At 70.2% G+C, this 18399-nt stretch carries 21 protein-coding genes; 5 read left to right on the plus strand and 16 right to left on the minus strand.

The genetic code is table 11. The annotated features are described in order from the left end of the window. Positions 1-35: 35 nt before the first annotated feature. Together ddaH and Aut01nite_RS20195 are read left to right on the plus strand one after the other, a co-directional pair. Positions 36-863 (plus strand): dimethylargininase, encoded by an 828-nt coding sequence (gene ddaH / locus Aut01nite_RS20190; protein ID WP_084000030.1) that lies wholly within the window; start codon positions 36-38, stop codon positions 861-863. Positions 864-902: 39 nt separating this feature from the next. Beyond that, positions 903-1472: a bacterial proteasome activator family protein gene (locus Aut01nite_RS20195; protein WP_043532857.1), complete on the plus strand. Its 570-nt coding sequence runs from the start codon at positions 903-905 to the stop codon at positions 1470-1472. A 472-nt stretch (positions 1473-1944) separates the two neighbouring features. Here the strand turns inward: Aut01nite_RS20195 and Aut01nite_RS20200 are convergent, their stop codons facing one another. The 4 genes from Aut01nite_RS20200 to Aut01nite_RS20215 all read right to left on the minus strand — a co-directional run bounded on the left by Aut01nite_RS20200 (position 1945) and on the right by Aut01nite_RS20215 (position 5652). Continuing rightward, positions 1945-2739, minus strand: coding sequence for a Cof-type HAD-IIB family hydrolase (locus Aut01nite_RS20200; protein ID WP_043532858.1), 795 nt, complete (start codon positions 2737-2739; stop codon positions 1945-1947). Further along, the gene (locus tag Aut01nite_RS20205; RefSeq protein ID WP_043532859.1) at positions 2739-3548 is read right to left on the minus strand and encodes an HAD family hydrolase; all 810 of its coding nucleotides are present in this window, start codon (positions 3546-3548) and stop codon (positions 2739-2741) included. Before Aut01nite_RS20205 ends, Aut01nite_RS20200 begins: the two co-directional genes overlap by 1 nt. A 108-nt stretch (positions 3549-3656) precedes the next feature. Beyond that, positions 3657-4916 (minus strand): serine--tRNA ligase, encoded by a 1260-nt coding sequence (gene serS / locus Aut01nite_RS20210; RefSeq protein WP_043532860.1) that lies wholly within the window; start codon positions 4914-4916, stop codon positions 3657-3659. 55 nt (positions 4917-4971) lie between these two features. Next, positions 4972-5652, minus strand: coding sequence for a hypothetical protein (locus Aut01nite_RS20215; RefSeq protein WP_152629103.1), 681 nt, complete (start codon positions 5650-5652; stop codon positions 4972-4974). 63 nt (positions 5653-5715) lie between these two features. On the opposite strand from Aut01nite_RS20215, the gene Aut01nite_RS20220 reads away from it, so the two are divergent. Further along, positions 5716-6144 carry an OsmC family protein gene (locus Aut01nite_RS20220; RefSeq protein ID WP_043532917.1) on the plus strand — a complete coding sequence of 143 codons (429 nt, stop codon included), beginning with the start codon at positions 5716-5718 and terminating at the stop codon, positions 6142-6144. 76 nt (positions 6145-6220) lie between these two features. Beyond that, positions 6221-6562 carry a metallopeptidase family protein gene (locus Aut01nite_RS20225; protein WP_173476748.1) on the plus strand — a complete coding sequence of 114 codons (342 nt, stop codon included), beginning with the start codon at positions 6221-6223 and terminating at the stop codon, positions 6560-6562. A gap of 43 nt (positions 6563-6605) precedes the next feature. Here Aut01nite_RS20225 and pheA read toward each other — a convergent pair whose 3' ends face one another. The 5 genes from pheA to Aut01nite_RS20250 all read right to left on the minus strand — a co-directional run bounded on the left by pheA (position 6606) and on the right by Aut01nite_RS20250 (position 9895). Continuing rightward, the gene (pheA, locus tag Aut01nite_RS20230) at positions 6606-7550 is read right to left on the minus strand and encodes a prephenate dehydratase (RefSeq protein WP_043532862.1); all 945 of its coding nucleotides are present in this window, start codon (positions 7548-7550) and stop codon (positions 6606-6608) included. Between the two features lie 17 nt (positions 7551-7567). Further along, positions 7568-8128 carry a hypothetical protein gene (locus Aut01nite_RS20235; protein ID WP_052164545.1) on the minus strand — a complete coding sequence of 187 codons (561 nt, stop codon included), beginning with the start codon at positions 8126-8128 and terminating at the stop codon, positions 7568-7570. A gap of 24 nt (positions 8129-8152) precedes the next feature. Then, a complete protein-coding gene (locus Aut01nite_RS20240; protein ID WP_043532863.1) occupies positions 8153-8539 on the minus strand; it encodes an ACT domain-containing protein in 387 nt (128 codons plus the stop codon). An 83-nt stretch (positions 8540-8622) separates the two neighbouring features. Further along, on the minus strand, positions 8623-9084 hold the full coding sequence (locus Aut01nite_RS20245; RefSeq protein ID WP_043532919.1) for a PAS domain-containing protein: 462 nt from the start codon (positions 9082-9084) through the stop codon (positions 8623-8625). Between the two features lie 70 nt (positions 9085-9154). Next, the gene (locus tag Aut01nite_RS20250; protein WP_043532864.1) at positions 9155-9895 is read right to left on the minus strand and encodes a hypothetical protein; all 741 of its coding nucleotides are present in this window, start codon (positions 9893-9895) and stop codon (positions 9155-9157) included. 249 nt (positions 9896-10144) lie between these two features. On the opposite strand from Aut01nite_RS20250, the gene Aut01nite_RS20255 reads away from it, so the two are divergent. Continuing rightward, positions 10145-11335: an arginine deiminase gene (locus Aut01nite_RS20255; protein WP_043532865.1), complete on the plus strand. Its 1191-nt coding sequence runs from the start codon at positions 10145-10147 to the stop codon at positions 11333-11335. Between the two features lie 217 nt (positions 11336-11552). On the opposite strand, the gene Aut01nite_RS20260 is transcribed toward Aut01nite_RS20255, so the two are convergent. The 7 genes from Aut01nite_RS20260 to Aut01nite_RS20290 all read right to left on the minus strand — a co-directional run bounded on the left by Aut01nite_RS20260 (position 11553) and on the right by Aut01nite_RS20290 (position 18298). After that, complete coding sequence (locus Aut01nite_RS20260; protein WP_043532866.1) at positions 11553-12428, minus strand: DUF5926 family protein; 876 nt, start codon at positions 12426-12428, stop codon at positions 11553-11555. A 144-nt stretch (positions 12429-12572) separates the two neighbouring features. Further along, the gene (locus tag Aut01nite_RS20265) at positions 12573-13706 is read right to left on the minus strand and encodes a sensor histidine kinase (protein WP_043532867.1); all 1134 of its coding nucleotides are present in this window, start codon (positions 13704-13706) and stop codon (positions 12573-12575) included. Between the two features lie 85 nt (positions 13707-13791). After that, positions 13792-14577, minus strand: a complete 786-nt coding sequence (locus Aut01nite_RS20270) for a glycerophosphodiester phosphodiesterase (protein WP_043532868.1) — start codon at positions 14575-14577, stop codon at positions 13792-13794. Further along, complete coding sequence (locus tag Aut01nite_RS20275; RefSeq protein WP_043532869.1) at positions 14574-14909, minus strand: rhodanese-like domain-containing protein; 336 nt, start codon at positions 14907-14909, stop codon at positions 14574-14576. The genes Aut01nite_RS20270 and Aut01nite_RS20275 overlap by 4 nt, the downstream gene beginning before the upstream one ends. Before the next feature lie 67 nt (positions 14910-14976). Then, a complete protein-coding gene (locus Aut01nite_RS20280) occupies positions 14977-16134 on the minus strand; it encodes an LCP family protein (RefSeq protein ID WP_043532870.1) in 1158 nt (385 codons plus the stop codon). Between the two features lie 131 nt (positions 16135-16265). Beyond that, on the minus strand, positions 16266-17945 hold the full coding sequence (locus Aut01nite_RS20285) for a monocarboxylic acid transporter (RefSeq protein ID WP_152629104.1): 1680 nt from the start codon (positions 17943-17945) through the stop codon (positions 16266-16268). Next, positions 17942-18298 carry a DUF485 domain-containing protein gene (locus Aut01nite_RS20290; protein WP_236643160.1) on the minus strand — a complete coding sequence of 119 codons (357 nt, stop codon included), beginning with the start codon at positions 18296-18298 and terminating at the stop codon, positions 17942-17944. The genes Aut01nite_RS20285 and Aut01nite_RS20290 overlap by 4 nt, the downstream gene beginning before the upstream one ends. Between the last annotated feature and the right edge of the window lie 101 nt (positions 18299-18399).

Consider the following 18399-nt stretch of genomic DNA (forward strand, 5'->3'; position numbering starts at 1 on the left):
TTTGCTGCAACCTAGCCTACTTACTCTTTAACCTCATGAGCTACACGGAGCGCTTGCCGCGAAACAGGACATATCTGATGTGTCCCCCTAAGCATTTCACGGTCGAGTACGCCATCAACCCCTGGATGGACACCACGGTGGCGGTGGACACCGCCCTCGCTCTCCAACAGTGGGAAGAGCTCCGGACCACGCTCACCGGCCTCGGACACGTCGTGCACGTGCTCGACCCGGAGCCCGGCCTGCCCGACATGGTCTACTCGGCGAACGGTGCCTTCTCCGTCGACGGCACCGTCTACGGCGCCCGGTTCCTGCACCCGCAGCGGGCCGCCGAGGCCGTCGCCCACCAGGCTTTCTACCTGGCCGAAGGCTGGAAGTTCGTGGCGCCCGCGCAGGTCAACGAGGGTGAGGGCGACTTCGCCTACCTGCCGCAGGCCCACGGTGGCCTGGTCCTCGCCGGTCACGGCTACCGCACTGATCCGGCCGCGCACGCCGAGGCGCAGGAGGTGCTGGGCCGCCCGGTGATCTCCCTCCAGCTGATCGACCCGGCGTTCTACCACCTGGACACCGCGCTGGCCGCCCTGGACGACCAGAACGTCACCTACTATCCTGGCGCCTTCTCCCCGGGCTCGCAGCGGGTCCTGGAGCGGCTCTTCCCGGACGCGGTGATCGCCGACCGGGACGACGCCGAGGCGTTCGGTCTGAACCTGGTCAGCGACGGCCGTCATGTGATCCTCAACACCGAAGCGACCGCCATGGGGCGCAAGGTGCGGGAGGCGGGATACCTCCCGGTTCATGTGGACCTCTCCGAGCTCAAGCGCGGCGGCGGCAGCGTCAAATGTGCGGTTGCTGAACTCCGCCCCTGAAACGAGCATCGCTCGAACCCGTGCGCAAAGATGGATCGCATGACCGACGACAACCGCACCACTGAGCACACGGAAGACGGCTCCGTCATCGTCGTGGGCCCCGACGGCCGTCCGATGGGCACGTTCGAGTCGGACGGCTCGCTCACCCCGGAGGAGCCGGGCAACCTCATCGAGCAGCCGGCGAAGGTCATGCGCATCGGCAGCATGATCAAGCAGCTGCTCGAGGAGGTGCGCGCCGCTCCGCTCGACGATGCCAGCCGCGGTCGCCTGCGGGAGATCCACCAGCGCTCGATCGCCGAGCTGGAGGACGGCCTGGCCCCCGAGTTGCGCGAGGAGCTGGAGCGTCTGTCCCTGCCGTTCGAGGGTGAGACGCCGCCCAGCGATTCCGAACTGCGCATCGCCCAGGCGCAGTTGGTCGGCTGGCTGGAGGGCCTCTTCCACGGCATCCAGGCCGCGCTCGTCGCTCAGCAGATGGCCGCCCGCCTCCAGCTCGAGCAGATGCGCGGTGGCGTCCCCGGCCGGCCCGCGCTGCCGATGGGCGGCGTCATCCCCGGCAAGCAGCCCACCGGCCAGACCGACATCACCGGTCGCACCGGTCAATACCTTTAAAATCGCATTCTTTGTACGCCCGGGACCGTCCCGCCCGACGAGACCCGTCCAGCCTTCTCCGCGCGAGGTGGTCCCGGCGCAAGGCCATAACGCGGCCTGCGGGCCGAAGCGGTGGTCGACGCCCCACAGATCTCCACACCACCTCGCGTGGAGATCTGTGGCCCGATCCAAGCCGTAGGCCGCCACGCATGTGCTCCCGAAGCGTCCGTGGGCATCCGCGGTCCGATTCGAGCCGCAGATCGCCACACAAGCTGCCGAGGCGTGCGTGGAGAGCTGCGGTCCGATTCGAGCCGTAGATCGCCACGCGAGCTGTTGGAGCGGGTGTGGACGGGCGGCGAGCCCGTAGAGGGGGTGAGCGGAACCACCGCATCAGCCCGCAGCCCGCGTGTCGGCCGCAACCCACCGCACCCACCTCGCGCGGAGCAGGCGGGACGGCCGCTGTCCGGCGGAGAGCGGCGACGACCGTACGAGATCAGAGGTCGAAAAGGGACGACAGGTAGACCGCGACGCCGTCGTCGTCGTTGGTGCCGGTGACCTCGTCGGCGACCGCGCGCAGCGCGGGATGGGCGTTGCCGACCGCGACACCCCGGCCCGCCCAGCTCAGCAGCGGAATGTCGTTGGGCATGTCGCCGAAGGCGACCACCTGGTCGGCGGTGATGCCGTGCCGTTCGCAATACCAGGCCAGACCGGCCGCTTTCGTCACGCCCGCCGCGGAGATCTCCACCAGGGCCGACGACGAGGATCGGGTGGCCTCGACCCGGTCGCCCAGCGTGCTGCTGACCAGCTCGAGGAACTCGTCGGGGTCGGCGGTCGACGAGCGGGCCAGCAGTTTGACGGCCGGCGCCGAGGTCAGCTCCTCCGGGGAGGCGATCACCCGGACGCGGTGGTCGTGCTCCCACCGGATGGTCCAGGTGTCCTCGTGCAGGAAGGCGCGCCCGTCCTCGACCTCGACGGCCAGCGAGATGTCCGGCACCGCGTCGCGCAACTGCTTGGTGACGTCGAGCAGCAGGTCGACCGGCAGCGTCTCGGTGCGCAGCACGGTGTCGGTGTCCGGGTCGTAGATGACCGCGCCGTTGGCGCAGATCGCCGGCAACGGGGCCGGCAGCTGCTCGAAGAGCTGATCGAGCCAGCGGAGCGGCCTCCCGGTGACCACGACCACCGGGACCGGGACACGGCTCAGCACGTCGAGGGTGCGAGGGCTCAGTGTGCGGTCGCCGGTGATCAGGGTGCCGTCGATGTCGGAGGCGACGAGGCGGAAAGGTCCCATCACCGCGACAATAGCCGGTCCAGGTAGTCGGCCACGCCGTCCTCGTCATTGGCGAGTGTCACATCGTCGGCGGCCGCCAGCAGCGACGGGTGCGCGTTGGCGACAGCGACCCGGCCCCAGCCGGCCCACGCGAACATCGGCAGGTCGTTCGGCATGTCGCCGAAGACCAGCACGTCGGCCGGGTCCACCCCGACGGCCTCGGCGACCACCGACAGGCCGGTGCCCTTGTCGACGCCGGCCGGGCAGATCTCCACGTAGTCGAGGCCGGCCTGGGTGACGGTCGCCAGGTCCGGCGGCACCACCCGGCGGGCCGCGTCCAGCAGCTCGTCCACGCCCAGGTCGAAGGACCGGGCGAACGCCTTGATCACTTCGCCGGCCAGGCACTCGGCCCGGGTCCGGGACTCGACGGTCACCGGGTAACGCCAGGTCGGGTCGTAGTCGCCCCAGAGCGGGGAGTCGTCGTGTTCGAGGGCCTCGAACATCACCGACAGCGGGCCGGCCGCCGACTCCAGCGCGCCGAGCGCCTCACCGAGCGCGGTGCCGGGCATCCGGGCCTGCCGCAGGTAACGCGAGTCGGCCAGGTCCAGGACCCAGCCGCCCTGGGCCAGCACGAGGAAGTCGGCGACCCGGATGTCGTTGCGGGTGAGCGAGGTGAGACGCGGGCCGCGGCCGGTGGCGGCGACGATCCGGATGCCGGCGGCGCGGACCCGGTCGAGGACCTCATGGGTGCGTGCCGAGACGGTGTCGTCGCTGCGAACGAGGGTGCCGTCCAGATCTGTGGCGATCAGCTTGGGGAGCCCAGGTTTCATGGAAACCTCCGAGGGTCGGCAAACCCCCGCGGAGGGCGGAAGGAGAACGGTACACCCGAGCGGCCACCAGCTGCCATGACAGCTGGTAGCCGCTCGATGACGAGATCGTTACTTGGCGGGTTCCAGAACCTCGCGGCCGCCGAGGAACGGCTGCAGCGCCTTCGGCACCCGCACCGAACCGTCCGGCTGCTGGTGGTTCTCCAGGATCGGGATCAGCCACCGGGTCGTCGCGAGTGTCCCGTTCAGGGTCGCGGCGGTCTGCGGCTTGCCGTTCTCGTCCCGGTACCGGATGTTGAGCCGGCGCGCCTGGAACGTGGTGCAGTTCGAGGTCGAGGTGACCTCCCGGTACCGGCTCTGCGACGGCACCCACGCCTCGCAGTCGAACTTGCGGACCGCGCTCGACCCGAGGTCACCGGCGGCCACATCGATCACCCGGTACGGGATCTCGACCTTGGCCAGCATCTCCTCCTCCATGGCGAGCAGCCGCAGGTGCTCCTCGGCCGCGTCCTCGGGCTTGCAGAACGAGAACATCTCCACCTTGTCGAACTGGTGGACCCGCAGGATGCCGCGCACGTCCTTGCCGTGCGACCCGGCTTCCCGCCGGTAACACGTCGACCAGCCGGCGAACCGCGACGGCCCGCTGCTCAGGTCGAGGATCTCGTTCGAGTGGTACGCCGCGAGCGCTACCTCCGAGGTGCCGACCAGGTAGAGGTCGTCGGCCTCGAGCCGGTAGATCTCGCTGGCGTGCGCCCCGAGGAACCCGGTGCCCTCCATCGACTCCGGGCGCACCAGGGTCGGCGTGATCGACGGCGTGAACCCGTGCTCGACCGCCTGCTGGATGGCCAGCTGGAGCATGCCGAGCTGGAGCAGCGCGCCGACGCCGGTGAGGAAGTAGAACCGCGACCCGGACACCTTGGCCCCGCGCTCGGTGTCGATCGCCCGCAGCGCCTCGCCGATCTCCAGGTGGTCCTTCGGCGCCTCGATCCGCGGGATGTCGCCGACCTCACGCAGCACGACGAAGTCGTCCTCACCGCCGGGCGGGGCGCCCTCGACCACGTTCGACACGGCCAGGTGGGCCTTGCGCAGCGTCTGTTCGGCCTCGCTCGCCGCGGCCTCGGCCGCTTTCACTTCGAGGGCCAACTCCTTGGTACGGGCCAGCAGCGCCGCCCGCTCGTCCCCGGAAGCCTTCGCGACCTCCTTGCCGATGGACTTCTGCTCCGCCCGGACCGCCTCGAACCGCTGGGTGGCGGCCCGGCGCTCCTCGTCGGCACTCAGCAGGCCGTCCACGAGCTCGGTGGACTCACCACGCAACCGCTGGCTGGCGCGGATCAGGTCGGGGTCTTCGCGAAGCAGACGCAGGTCAATCACGGTTGTCGAGCCTACCGGCGTCCCGGTCCGTTCATCACCCGGATATCCCCCGGTGTCACGATCGGTGCGGCTGGTCCAGGTCGCCCGGGTGCGACGCGAACGGTGTGGCCGGCGAGATGGTCAGGTCGAGTGGCTCGTCGGGCGCCTCCACCTTCCGTGCCGGGGCGGCCGGCCGGACGTCGTCGGTGGTGGTGGCGGCGGGCAGCTGGAGCGCGATCAGCCCGAGGCCCACCGCGGCGATCGCGCACCACAGGCCGCGCCCGTGCGCCACCCGGATCTCCTCGCCGGACACCTCCATGGTGAAGTACCGCGGGATCAGCAGGCTGAAGTCGCCGAGCGGGCCGACCAGCGCCAGCAGCAGGGCCAGCAGGACCCCGCCGGCGGCGAACCCGGCGAGCCGCGCGTGCCCCTTGCCGGCGGCCGGGCCGAACAGGACCAGCACGATCGCGGTCGTCATGACCAGGAGACCGGCCAGGTATCCGGCGCCGGGCGCGCCGAGATCGATCAGCCCGGTCGTCAGGACCCGGCTGCCGGTCGCGCCCTCGCTGTTGATCACCGCCTCGTTCACGGTGGTGGTCTGCCACTCGGAGATCAGCGACCCGAACGCGGCGACGGCGGCCAGGGACGCGGTGAGCATCGGCAGCCGCCGGTCGGTGCCCAGGTCCCGCAGGACGCTGCGCCGGGTGGGCTCACCGAAGCTGATGACCGTGTCGTCGGGCGGGGGTTCCGAAGCCATGGGATCCATCATGGCCGCCCGGTCTGCGAACCAACGAGCGGGATATCGGCTAGCGTGCTGGACATGCCTATTCGTTCTTCTTCTGCCCGCTGGGAAGGGAACCTCACCGAGGGTTCCGGCACCGTCAAGACTGGCAAGGGTGGCCTCCAGGGCGCCTACTCCTTCAAGTCGCGCTTCGAGGAGGGCGAGGGGACCAACCCTGAGGAGCTGATCGCGGCCGCGCACGCCGGCTGCTTCTCGATGGCCTTCTCGAAGGGGCTCGCCGACGCGGGCTTCACCCCCACCTCGGTGGAGACCGTCGCCAAGGTTCACCTGGACAAGACCGACGCCGGTTTCGGTGTCTCCCGCATCGACCTGGAGACCGTCGGCGACGTGCCCGGCATCGACGACGCCAAGTTCCAGGAGCTGGCCACCGCCGCCAAGGAGAACTGCCCGATCTCCCGCCTGCTGAGCCCGGGCGCCGCGATCAGCCTGGTCGCGAAGCTCGCCTGACACACGTTTCACGGTCCCGGCGCGGCCCTTCTGGCCGTGCCGGTGATCCGGGCACAATGGGCTCGTGCCCGTCGACATGAGTCCCGAACGTTTCGAGGAGCTGGTGGGCGAGGCCCTCGACGAGGTCCCCGTCGCGCTTCTCTCCCTGATGAACAACGTCGTCTTCCTGGTCGAGGACCGGCCCGAGGACGGCAGTGACGACCTGCTCGGCCTTTACGAGGGCACGGCGCTGACCGAGCGCGGCTGGGATTACGCCGGCACGCTGCCCGACCGGATCACCATCTACCGCCTGCCCACGCTCAAGGTCTGCGACTCCGAGGACGACGTGGTGGAGGAGGTCGCGATCACCGTGGTACACGAGATCGCTCACCACTTCGGCATCGACGACCAGCGCCTGCACGATCTCGGCTGGGGCTGATCGGGCGCCGGAGGTCTTCCGCGGGGCTCGTGGCGACGTCTTGCTAGACGCCGCTGGAGCGCAGGCCGGCGAGCCAGGCCGCCGAGTTCGCGAAGTCGCCGTCGGAGAGGTTCGGCGGCGCGGCGACCGGCGGCTCCGGCTGCAGCCGGTGCTTGGGGTAACTCCCGAGGAACCGCACCTCGGCGCAGATCCGGCGCAGGCCCTGGAGCGCCTCGCCGAGACGGGGCTCGGCGACGTGGCCGGTGCAGTCGAGAAAGAACACGTACGTCCCGAGCTGCTCGCCGGTCGGGCGGGACTCGATCCGGGACAGGTTGATGCCGCGCACCGCCAGCTCGGTCAGCACCGCCAGCAGCGCGCCGACCTGATCGTGGCGGATCCACAGCGCCAGCGAGGTGACGTCGTCGCCGGTCGGCGTGGCCGGCGCGCCCGGCCGGGTGAGCAGTGCGAAGCGGGTGACCGCCTCGGCCCGGTCGGCGACCTTCTCGGCGAGCACGATGAGGTTGTTGCGGCCCACGCCGATCGGGGCGCACAGCGCGGCGTCGTGCTCGCCGGAGGCCGCGCTGATCGCCGCCGCCGCGTTGGAGAGCACGTCGACGACGACGGCGTCGGGCAGGTTGGCCCGCAGCCAGTGCCGGCACTGGGCGGAGGCCTGCGGGTGCGCGGCCACCGAGCGGATCTCCGCCAGCGGGGTCGCCGTCCGGGCGGCGAGCACGAACTCGACCGGTAGCAGCACCTCGCGGGTGATCATCACCGGGCTGCCGATGATCAGCTCGTCGAGGGTGACCGGGACGGCGCCGCCCACCGAATTCTCCAGGGGCACCAGGGCGGCGTCGGCCTCACCGGTGCGCACCGCCTCGATGGCCTCGGGAACGCTGCGCGCGGGCGTGCGCACCCCGTGCTCGGCGGCGGGAATGGTGCGCAGGGCGGCCTCGGTGAAGGTGCCCTCGGGGCCGAGGTACGTGAAACGGGTGGGCGGCGTTCCGGGCATGTGCGGAGTCTAGTCAATCAATAGGCGCAGGCGAGGACCCTGATGCCGGCCGGGGCCTGTGCTTTGACCTGTGGATTGCACACGTCGGTGCCGGCGGTGACGAACTGGAGGGTGGCCCCGGCGCCGGTGGCGACCACCGACAGCGGCTCGGCCCCGGTCATGCCGAGCGTGGTGAAGCTCCACGTCCCCGAGCAGTACGGCCCATCGGTGACCGTCAGACTCCCGTCGGGCACGCCCGCCTCCTTTCGGGCCAGCTCGATGATCTGCGCGCCGGTCGGCTGCCCCGTGCAGCGGGCCGCGTGCGAGGGAGTCGGGCTGGGCGAGGGCGTCGGTGCGGTCGTCGGTGTGGTCGTCGGGAGGGTCGTCGGCACCGGCGGCACGGTGAAGGTCTGCGTCGGCGGCGGCAGCGTGTACGTCGCCGTCGTGGGCGCCGCCGGCGGCACGAGGCCACCGGACGGCAGGCTGATGCTGGCGTGGGGCCGTGGCGGTCCGGTCGGCAGCGGCTCGGGCGGTGTGCCGCAGGCGCCGGTCAGCAGCAGGACCAGCGCCGGGACGAGCCAACGTGTGCGGGGGAACACGTTGACATGGTAGGGACCGAACGGTCAGCTGGCGATGCGGTGCCCGGCCGAAGTGAGGGTGTTGACCGCCTCGGTGAGCCGCACGGCCGGCACCAGGAGGTAATCCGTGTCGTACGTCGAGAAGGTCACGATGTTGACCCGGGCCTCGGCGAGCGGGCCGACGAGCGAGGCGAGCACCCCGTGCATGGCCAGGTTGAGGTCGGACACGCGCAGACATCGCCAGGCGGTGTCGGCCTCCGCGCCGGTGGGCACCCGGTCGTTCGGGCAGATCACCGAGATCTCGTCGACGCCCCAGGTCACCGAGATGACGCTCTTGTCGTCCGGACCTGCGGTAAGGGAGGCGGGCAGGGATGTTCCGGCCGGAAGCCGACACACCGCGTATTCACCCGGTAACAGGTCTAGATCCAGCATGCTCGCAGACTACGTTGCGGCTGTGTAACAACCAATGGTTGCCACCTGCGGTGAACACCACACCGCGCCGAACAAAAGGGACGTCAGTACCGCACCGGGGACAGGAAGGTCAACGTGCCGCCCACCCGGTCGCCCGCCATCAGCGGAGTGGAGACCGCGTCGACGGTGAGGGGAGCCTCGTCCTCGCCCGGAACGACCCGCATCAGGCCACGGGCCAGCCGCTCGCTGCGCAGCGCCAGCAGGGGCGGGATGTTCTCCGCCTCGGGGTCCTCCAGGCGGCTGCCGCCCGCCGTGAAGTCGATCAGGTGGAGCGCGGTGCTGAGCCGCCGGCCGAGCGCCTCGGCGGGCTTGCCCAGCCCGAGCAGCTCGCTGGCGGACGGCGACACGGCGAGGATCGTGCCGTCGACGCCGAGGATCAGGCATGGCTCGTCGGCGGCCGCGACGGTCATCGTCCAGCGCTCGACGCTGGTGACGAACTCGACCTCCGACGGTGTCCGGGCCTGCGGAACGAACGCTCCCGAGAGGGAGAGCTCAACATGCGCCACCGGCTCCTCCTCGCTCTGCTTCACACCGACGGCCGACTCGCGCCGGCCGTCGACGGCGTCGCAAGGAACGTTACCGGCGGGTCAGCCGCTTGTCAGCGGCAGTCTGTCCGTTGCCGTACGAAGAGTAGTCAAGACCCGGCCGATAGGGCGCGTTCGACCAGGTGCCCGGGTGCTCCGCGACGGCGGTCAGCTTGGCCGCGGTGGCCGGGGAGATCTTCGAGCCACCGGCGATCAGCAGGCGGTCGAGTTCCTTGTCGGTGGAGACCAGACAGTCCTTCGGCAGACCGTGGACGCTGATCACACCGGTGCCCACGAAGGTCAGCACGGCGGTGACCGGGACGTTGAGCCCCACGACGGCGGTGAGGGCCTTGGCGGCGCGGCGGGCGTCCCGGCGGGCCTCGGCGATGTACGCCGGGCGCTTGCCGTTGATCTGTACCACGTCGCCGGCGATCAGCACGCGGTTGCGACCCTGGTCGGTCACCGTGACGGCGTAGATGCCGCCGGGGCCGATCGCCAGGAATCCGGCGCGCTCGTCGGCGGGGTCCGGCTCGTAGTAGGCCTGGCCGAGATCGGTCCGCGGCCAGTCCACGATGTGCCAGTTCGGCCCGAGGCGGTCGAGGCGGGTGAGTGCTCGGGCCCCGGCGGCCTCGATGCGGCGGGCGCCGCGTTCGGCGCGTCGGCGGCGCGCCCACTCGGCGGGGCTGGGCATCCGCTGGGTGTCCTCGAGAACGGAACCCGGATGCTTGCGCTCGATGGGTGTGAGCGCTTGAGACGTCATGGGCAGCGCGGAACGGGTAGGGAAGACAGTCACTGCGACCTCCGGCAAAAGGTCAATCGGGCTCTCTCTATCCAACTACCGTACGTGATCGTATCCCTACGGAACAGACCGGTGAGTGGGAATGAGAGGGGATGAATGCCACATTCACGGCAACTTTTTATTTCGGATGGTGCATCTTGCCTTCCCAAGCTAGCTGCCCGTTCGAACCAGTGCATGACTGTCCCAGGATCTAGGCACAACGTCACGGCACGGTAGCGCTCGGTACGGGATAACCTCTTTCGGGTGTACGTCGACAGTGAAGTCGCCCGCCTCCGTACCGTACTGCTGCACCGTCCGGCAGCGGAACTAGCGCGCCTGACCCCGCGCAACAACGACACCCTCCTCTTCGACGGCATCCCGTGGGTGAGCCGTGCCCAAGAGGAGCACGACGCCTTCGCCGAGGCGCTGCGCAGCCGCGGCGTCGAGGTGCTGTACCTCGGTGACCTGCTCGCCGAGACGCTGACCCTGCCGGAGGCACGGACCGAGCTCACCGCGAGCGTCCTGTCCGACCGCCGGCTCGGCGACACTCTGCGCGCGAGCGTCGCCGACTACCTGGCCGACCAGGAGCCCGCCCGGCTCGCCGAGGTGCTGGTCGCCGGCCTCGCGCACGAGGAGATCAAACCGGGCGGTGGCGGCCTGGTCTACGAGATGATGGACCGGCACGACTTCGTCATCGACCCGCTGCCCAACCTGCTGTTCACCCGTGACTCGTCGGTCTGGGTGCGGGACCGGGTGGCGGTCACCAGCCTCGCCATGCGGGCCCGTCGCCGGGAGACCACGCTCACCCACGCGATCTATCGGCATCATCCGCGTTTTGCCGGCGCCGAGCTGCTCTTCGACCCGTCGCTGGAGCACGTGGAGGGCGGTGACGTGCTGGTGATGGCGCCGGACGTGCTGGCGATCGGCGTCGGCGAGCGGACCACCCCGGCCGGCGCCGAGCGTCTGGCCCAGCGGGTGATCGCGGCCGGTCTGGCGCACACCGTGCTGGCCGTGCCGATCGCTCAGGAACGCGCCACGATGCATCTGGACACCGTCTGCACGATGGTGGACGCCGACGCCGTGGTGATGTACCCGAACCTGGCACACAGCCTGCAGGCCTGGACGATCACCGCGGGCGCCGACGACGAGCTGCGGGTCCATCACCCACGCCCGTTCCTGGAGGCGGCGGCCGAGGCGATGCGCATCGACCGGCTGCGGGTCATCGACACCGGCCTCGACCCGGTCACCGCCGAGCGCGAGCAGTGGGACGACGGCAACAACACCCTGGCCATCGCGCCCCGGCTGTGCGTCGCCTACGAGCGCAACGTCGAGACCAACGCCCAGCTGGAACGGGCCGGCATCGAGGTGGTCCGGATCAGCGGATCCGAGCTGGGCTCGGGCCGCGGCGGCCCGCGCTGCATGAGCTGCCCGATCCAGCGCGATCCACTCGGCTAAATCAAGATCAATTCCCGGTGACGGTACGGGCCACGCGCCCTCACCCCACGAAAGAGGCGGGAGCGCGCGGCCCGGCTTCCGCCGAACGCCGAACGTCCCGCCGAGCGTGTGGAATTCGGCCGTCACGCGCACTCGAACCCGGCCCGGCCGTCATGCGCCCCGAACCCGGTCCGGCCGTCACGCGCACGCGCACGCCACACGCTGCGGAGAAAGTGGGCTATCGCAGCGTCAGCTGGCGGCCGATGAGGCCCTGCTTGGCGCGCCGGGCGGCCGCGTCCAGCGGTTCGTCCACGGCCAGGATGTCGGCGTACCGCTTGGCGAAGTCGGCGAGCGGCGCCTCGAAGTCGGCGCCCTCCGGCTCACCCGGCACGTCCCAGACCGGCACCAGCAGGCCGTGCGCCCGGAACATCCCGGCGAACTTGGTGTCCTCACCCAGCAGCAGGTCACCCGCGGCCGACAGCCGGGACAGCGCGTCCAGTGCCCTGTCCTCCGGCTCGGACAGCACCCAGCGCACGTGGCTCTTGTCCAGCGCGACCCGGCACCAGTACGCCGCCTTGGCCGCGGCCAGCCGCACGGTCGGGTAGATCGACGCGTTGGCCCGTTCCAGCGACGCCTTCACGGTGGCGTCCTGCATCTGCTCGGCGTCCAGCCAGTACTCGAACCCGTCGTGCATGGTGATCTCGAGCGGGTTGTCGACCAGGATGTCCTGAAGGCGCGGGCCCTCGCCGGGCAGGGCCGGCACCGGGACGGTGTCGCCGGGCTCGGTCGCCAGCGCGTTCAGGATCGCCACGGCCAGGTCACGGGAGACGTCACCGGACTGGACGTGCCGCTGCAGGCCGATGAAGATCTGCCCGTCCCGGCGGGACATCGCCGGCCAGGCCATCGGCAGCACCGTGGAGAGGGTGACCGAGCGGTCGCCGTACTCCTCGACGATCTCCGGCTTGAGGGTCAGCGGCGCGGACGCGGCCGGGACCAGCTCGCGCAGGGCGACCCATTCCGGCTCGTCGGCCAGGCCCTCGAACGGGCGGGCGACGAAGATGTCGCGCACCTTCGTCTTCGGTGCGGTTTCGCGGGACTTGCGACGCTTGCTCACGGGGAACCAGCGTAGGCGGTCCGTCCCGCGATCCGGTGACGTGCCCCACCCCGTGTCTTTATTTCGGCCGCTAGGTGCGCCCCTCACACGTGGGCTCGCCGGGCTTGAGGCGTGGGTATCTCGGCCGCAACTCCCCACGCGGGCTTATGCGCGGGGCAGGCGGACCTCGGCGACGGTGCCGCCGTCCTCGCGCGGGCGCAGCGAGACCCAGCCGTTCTGCCGCTCCACCAGTCTGCGGACCAGGTAGAGGCCGAGCCCGGCGCCGGCCCGGTGGTGCCCGGAGTCGGCCTGCCAGTATCTGTCGAAGGCGTGTTCGACGTGGTCCGGCGCGATTCCCGCCCCGCGGTCGGAGACCCGGAATCGCAGTGTGTCGTCGTCGGCGCCGGCGCACACCTCGACCGTGGTGTCCGGGTCGGAGTATTTCTCCGCGTTCGTGACGAGTTCGGTGAGCACGGTGGCGATCGAGTCGCGGTGCCCGTACGCCTTCGGCAGGTCCTCGGGCAGGTGCGCCAGCAGCAACCGTTCCCGCAGATCGCCGGGCAGCTCGGCGGCGGCCGCCCGTAACGCCTCGACCAGGTCGAACGGTCCGGCCGGGGAACCGCCGACCGAGCCGTCCTCCTCGCTCGCGGCGGAGAGCAGCCGGTCCACCAGGCGGGCCAGCTCACCGGCCCGGGTGCGGATCACCCGGACCGCCTCGTGCCTGCCGTCCTCGCCGAGGGTGTCCCAGTGGTTGGTGAGCGTGTCCGCGTACCCCTTGATCACGGTGACCGGGGTGCGCAGCTCGTGGCTGGTCACCGCGACCCACAGATCCCGGTCCGCGTGGCGGCGCACCTCCTCCGGCGCGGGCTCGCCGTGCGCGGGAAGGCCCGCCCCGAGGTGGTAGAGCCGCCCGATGAGGGCGGCCAGCAGGTCCGCCACCGCCTGGTGCTCGGGGCCGGGCGCGACGGGGTCGTCGAAGTACACGTGCAGGGAGCCGGCGTGCTCGTGGCGGGCGCTCAGCGTGTGCCGCACGGCGCCGCTCTCGATCAGCCCGGCGAGATCACCGTCGACGTGCGCGGCCGGGCGGCCGAGGATCGGCTCGCAGATCCCGGTGGCGGCGATGACGCGGCCCTGGCCGGCGGCGAACTCGGCGAAGGCCGCGCCGCACGCCCCGAGCGCCTCGGTGGCCAGCCGGACCAGTTCCTGCAGCACGTCGAGGCCCGCGTCGCCGGAGTCGAGGCGGCCGAGGACCGCGACCTGACCCAGGGTCAGGGCCGCATAGTCGGGGCGGTCCGGCATGTCTGCGAGTCTGCCTCGCCCGCCGGGTTTTCGGCAGACGAACCTAAGCGGATCCTTATGGGTGACCAGGCTCTAGTGGTACAGGTCACATCCGATCGAGATGGTCGAGCACGAACCGTGGACGGTCCGTGATCACGGCGTCCACCCGGTGTCCCAGCACGAGCTCCAGATCCTCCGGGAGGTTGACCGTCCAGACGTACGCCTGGTGGCCGGCCGCCTTGATCGCCGGCAGCAGCCCGGGTTTCGCCCGGACCAGCTCGACGCCGGGCCCCGCGGTCCGCGCGCCGAACGGCAGGCGGCCCCGGCCGACCCCGGGCGCCGCCATCTCCATCAGGTACACCGTGGGCAGGCCGGGCGCCTGGGCGCGGATCCGGCGCAACGCGAGGGCCGCGAAGGACATCACGGTGACCTGTACGTCGTCGTCCGGTTTCGGGTCCGCCAGGCCGTGCTGACGCAGCATCCCGACGAGCCGGCGTTCCACCTCGGCCCCGTACCGCGACGGGTGTTTGGTCTCGATCAGCAGCCGGACCTGCCGCCCGCTGTCGCGGACCGCCCCCAGCAGCCGCTCCAGGGTGAGCAGCCGGGACAGCTCCGGCAGATCCTTGTCGAAACCGGGATGCCAGGACCCGAAGTCCAGCGCGTCCAGCTCCGCCAGGGTCTTCGCGCTGACCCGGCCCCGGCCGTTGCTGGTGCGCTCCAGCTTGCTGTCGTGCACGCAGACCAGATGGCCGTCCCGGGTCAGCCGGACATCGCACTCCAGCCCGTCCGCGCCCTCGTCGAGCGCGCGCAGATAGGCCCCGAGGGTGTGCTCGGGCAGCGCGTCGGCGCCACCGCGGTGCGCGATGACCAGCGGGCGGTACCCGTCGCTCACAGCACGCGGGCGGGCTGCCCGTTGTCGGTGACGATGTCCTTGCCGAGCGCAGCCCAGGACTGCATGCCGCCGTCGAGGTTGCGCACGTTGTCCCACCCGTTGTTCATCAGGTAGGCGACGACCTGACCGGACCGGCCGCCGGCCCGGCACACCACGACGACCTCACCGTCGGTGGGCACCTCGGCCATCCGGGCCGGCACCTCCATCATCGGCAGGTGGTGCGCGCCGGGCGCGTGGCCGGCCTCCCACTCGTCCGGCTCGCGCACGTCGAGCAGGTAGGAGCCGGCAGCAACTTGATCAGCGGTGACGCTGGGTACCTGGGGTCCGAACACGGAAACAGACTACGGCCGGGAGGTCGTGATTCCGTTCCAGGGGCGGGGATCGGAGTGGCCGGGCGGGTCACTTCTTCTTCTGCGGGTTAGCCGTCAGCCACTCGCTCATCTTGTCGGCGGCCACGGCCTTGTAGAGCCCCAGCGCCTTCTCCCGGTCGGAGACCACCACGGACTGTCCGTTGATCGTCTCGCTGCCCTTGTTGGGGCTGGTCAGGAACGTCAGGTTCTCGCTGCGCAGGCCCTTCAACTCGAACGCCATGTCCTTGAGGGAGAAGTTCTCGTCGACGGTGAGCGCATCGGTCACCGAGTTGAGGAAGGAGGTGAGCTTGGCCGGGTTGCCCAGGGTGCCGCCGCTCGCCGCCTTGTCCATCAGCGCCTTGAGGAAGTCCTGCTGGTGCTGCATCCGGGCGAAGTCGCCGCGGGGGAACTGGTAGCGCTGCCGGATCCAGTCCAGCGCCTCCTCGCCGTTCATGTGCATGGTGCCCTTCTTGAACTGGCGGAAGGGCTTGTGGATCGACTTGGCGTCCTGCTCCACGTAGAGGTCGACGCCGCCGAGCGCGTCGGTGACCTCCTTGAAGCCGCCGAAGTCGATCGCCATGACGTGGTCGATGCGCACGTCGGTCATGCACTCGACGGTGCGGACCGCGCGGGGGATGCCACCGAAGGCGAACGCCGCGTTGATCTTGGCTCGGCTGCCGGAACTGCACGGCGCGCTGTTGCCGTTCGGGATGTTCACCCACAGGTCTCGCGGAATCGAGATGAGCTGGGCGGACTTGTGGTCGGCCGGCACGTGCATGAGGATCAGCGTGTCGGCGCGCCACTTGTTGGCCGCGTCCTGCTTGGCGTCGGGGTCACGCGAGTCGGTGCCGATCAGCAGGATGTTGAAGGCGCCCTCGACGGCCGCGGGCGGCCGCTCCTTGAGCTCGGTGAAGGCGTTGGTCCGCTTGAGATTGTCGTCCAGGCCGGAGACGTATCCCCACGCCGAGATGCCGGCGATCAGGGCGATGACCGCGATCAGCACGCCCGCCACGAGAGCGATGCGGCCCCATCGGGGCCGGGGGCGACGGCTGCCACCGCCGTAGGAACGACCGGTGCCGCCGGGCGGGCGCCCACCGGGACCGTTGCCGTCACCACCGTACGAGGGCCGGTCCCGATCGGGACGCCCGGGCCCGGGCACGGACGCTCGTCCGGAGGAGTTGCCGCTGGGGGAGGTGGTGGCTGACATGCGTTCCAGGTTACGGAGTGCGCGCCGCTGATCCGTTCCGTCACGACGCTTCGGCACGAAGGTAGGAGGAGAGTAATCGGGCGGACACGGGCCGGCGTCGGCGACTACGCCGGCCCGTGCACTGAACAAGGTCAGTGGGCCCCGTGCCCGGTGAGAGACCGGACTTCGAGCTCCGCGTACTTCTTCGGGTCGGTCTCCTTGGAGACGACCGTGCCGAGCCAGCCGAAGAAGAAGCCGAGCGGGATCGAGATGATGCCGGGGTTGGACAGCGGGAAGAACTGCCAGTCCTGGTTCGGGAACATCGCGGTGGCCGTGCCGGACACCACCGGTGAGAAGAACACCAGGACGACCGCGCTGATCAGGCCACCGTAGATGGACCAGAGCGCGCCCGCGGTGTTGAACCGCTTCCAGAACAGGCTGTAGAGGATCGCCGGCAGGTTCGCCGACGCCGCCACCGCGAACGCGAGCGCCACCAGGAAGGCGACGTTCAGGTTCTGCGCGAAGATCGACAGGGCGATCGCGATCGCGCCGATGATCAGGGCGGAGATCCGGGCGACGCCGACCTCCTCGCGCTCGGAGGCCTTGCCCCGCTTGATCACGCTGGCGTAGAAGTCGTGCGCGAGGCTCGACGACGAGGCCAGGGTGAGTCCGGCGACCACGGCGAGGATGGTGGCGAAGGCGACCGCGGCGATCACGGCCAGCATGATCGCGCCGCCGGTCTCCCCGCCCAGATAATCGAGGCCGAGCTGCTGGGCGAGCTGTGGCGCCGCGGTGTTGCCGGCCTTGTCCTGTGCCTGGATGTTCGCGCCGCCCACCAGGGCCGCCGCGCCGAAGCCCAGCGCCAGGGTGAACAGGTAGAAAGTACCGATGATGCCGATCGCCCAGAGCACGCTCTTACGCGCGATCCGGCTGGTCGGCACGGTGTAGAAGCGGGTCAGGATGTGCGGTAGGCCGGCCGTGCCGAGGACCAGCGCGAGACCCAGCGAGAGCAGATCCATCTTGTTGTAGAAGGTCTGCAGCGCGTTCCCTTCGACCTGGACGCCGTACCGCCCGCCGGGTTCCAGGAACTTCTCGCCCTTGCCGGACTGCGCGGCGGCGTCGCCGAGCAGCGCCGACAGGTTGAACTTGTAGTGCGCCAGCACCATCAGCGTCATGATCAGGGCGCCGCCCATCAGCATGAACGCCTTGACGATCTGGACGTAGGTGGTGCCCTTCATGCCGCCGACCGTCACGTAGACGATCATCAGGGCGCCGACCAGGATGATCGTGGCGACCTTGGCGGTACCGGCGTCCATGCCCAGGAACGTGGTGTCCGGCTTGATGCCGAGCAGCAGCGAGACCAGCGCGCCGGCGCCGACCATCTGGGCGATCAGGTAGAAGACCGACACCACGATGGTGGAGACGCTCGCCGCGGTACGCACCGGGCGCTGGCGCATCCGGAAGGCCAGCACGTCGGCCATCGTGTAGCGGCCCGAGTTGCGCAGGAACTCGGCGACCAGCAGCAGCGCGACCAGCCAGGCGACCAGGAAGCCGATCGAGTACAGGAAGCCGTCGTAGCCGTACAGGGCGATCAGGCCGGCGATGCCCAGGAAGGACGCCGCCGACATGTAGTCGCCGCCGATCGCCATACCGTTCTGGAAGCCGGAGAACTGCCGGCCGCCGGCGTAGAAGTCGGTGGCGGTCTTGGTCTGCCGGCTGGCCCAGACGGTGATGCCCAGGGTGATCGCCACGAAGACCAGGAACAGGGTGATGGTCAGGGTGCGCGAGGTGCTGGTGGACGCCTCGGCGGCCAGGAAGGCGGGGACGGTCACTGAGCGCTCCCGTCGGTGCTGGTGGCCGCCGGCGTCTCGTCGACCGAGTGCAGGATGGCGTCGGCCCGGGGGTCGAGCTCCTTGGCCGCGTATCGCGCGTAGTACCACGCGATCAGGAACGTGGAGACGAACTGCAGGACGCCCAGGAGCAGGGCGACGTTGATGTTGCCGATCAGCTTGATGGCCATGAAGTCCCGCGCGTACGCGGAGAGCAGCACGTAGAGCGCGTACCAGAGGATGAAGGCGACGGTCGTGGGGAAGATGAAGCGGCGCAGCCTGTGGCGCAGTTCAGCGAACTCCTCGGAGCGCTGCACTTCGAGGTATCTATCGGCGGATGCCGGCACGGAATTCACCACCTTTGTGAGGTCGGGCTTTCCGGCACCGTACGAAGGAGTGAGCCGCGTCACCGGCTGATGGTCGTGGTGTGCGCTGAGTGGTGGTCTGACTGCGCTGA

It is taken from the genome of Actinoplanes utahensis, from assembly GCF_016862455.1.
GTDB lineage: Bacteria > Actinomycetota > Actinomycetes > Mycobacteriales > Micromonosporaceae > Actinoplanes > Actinoplanes utahensis.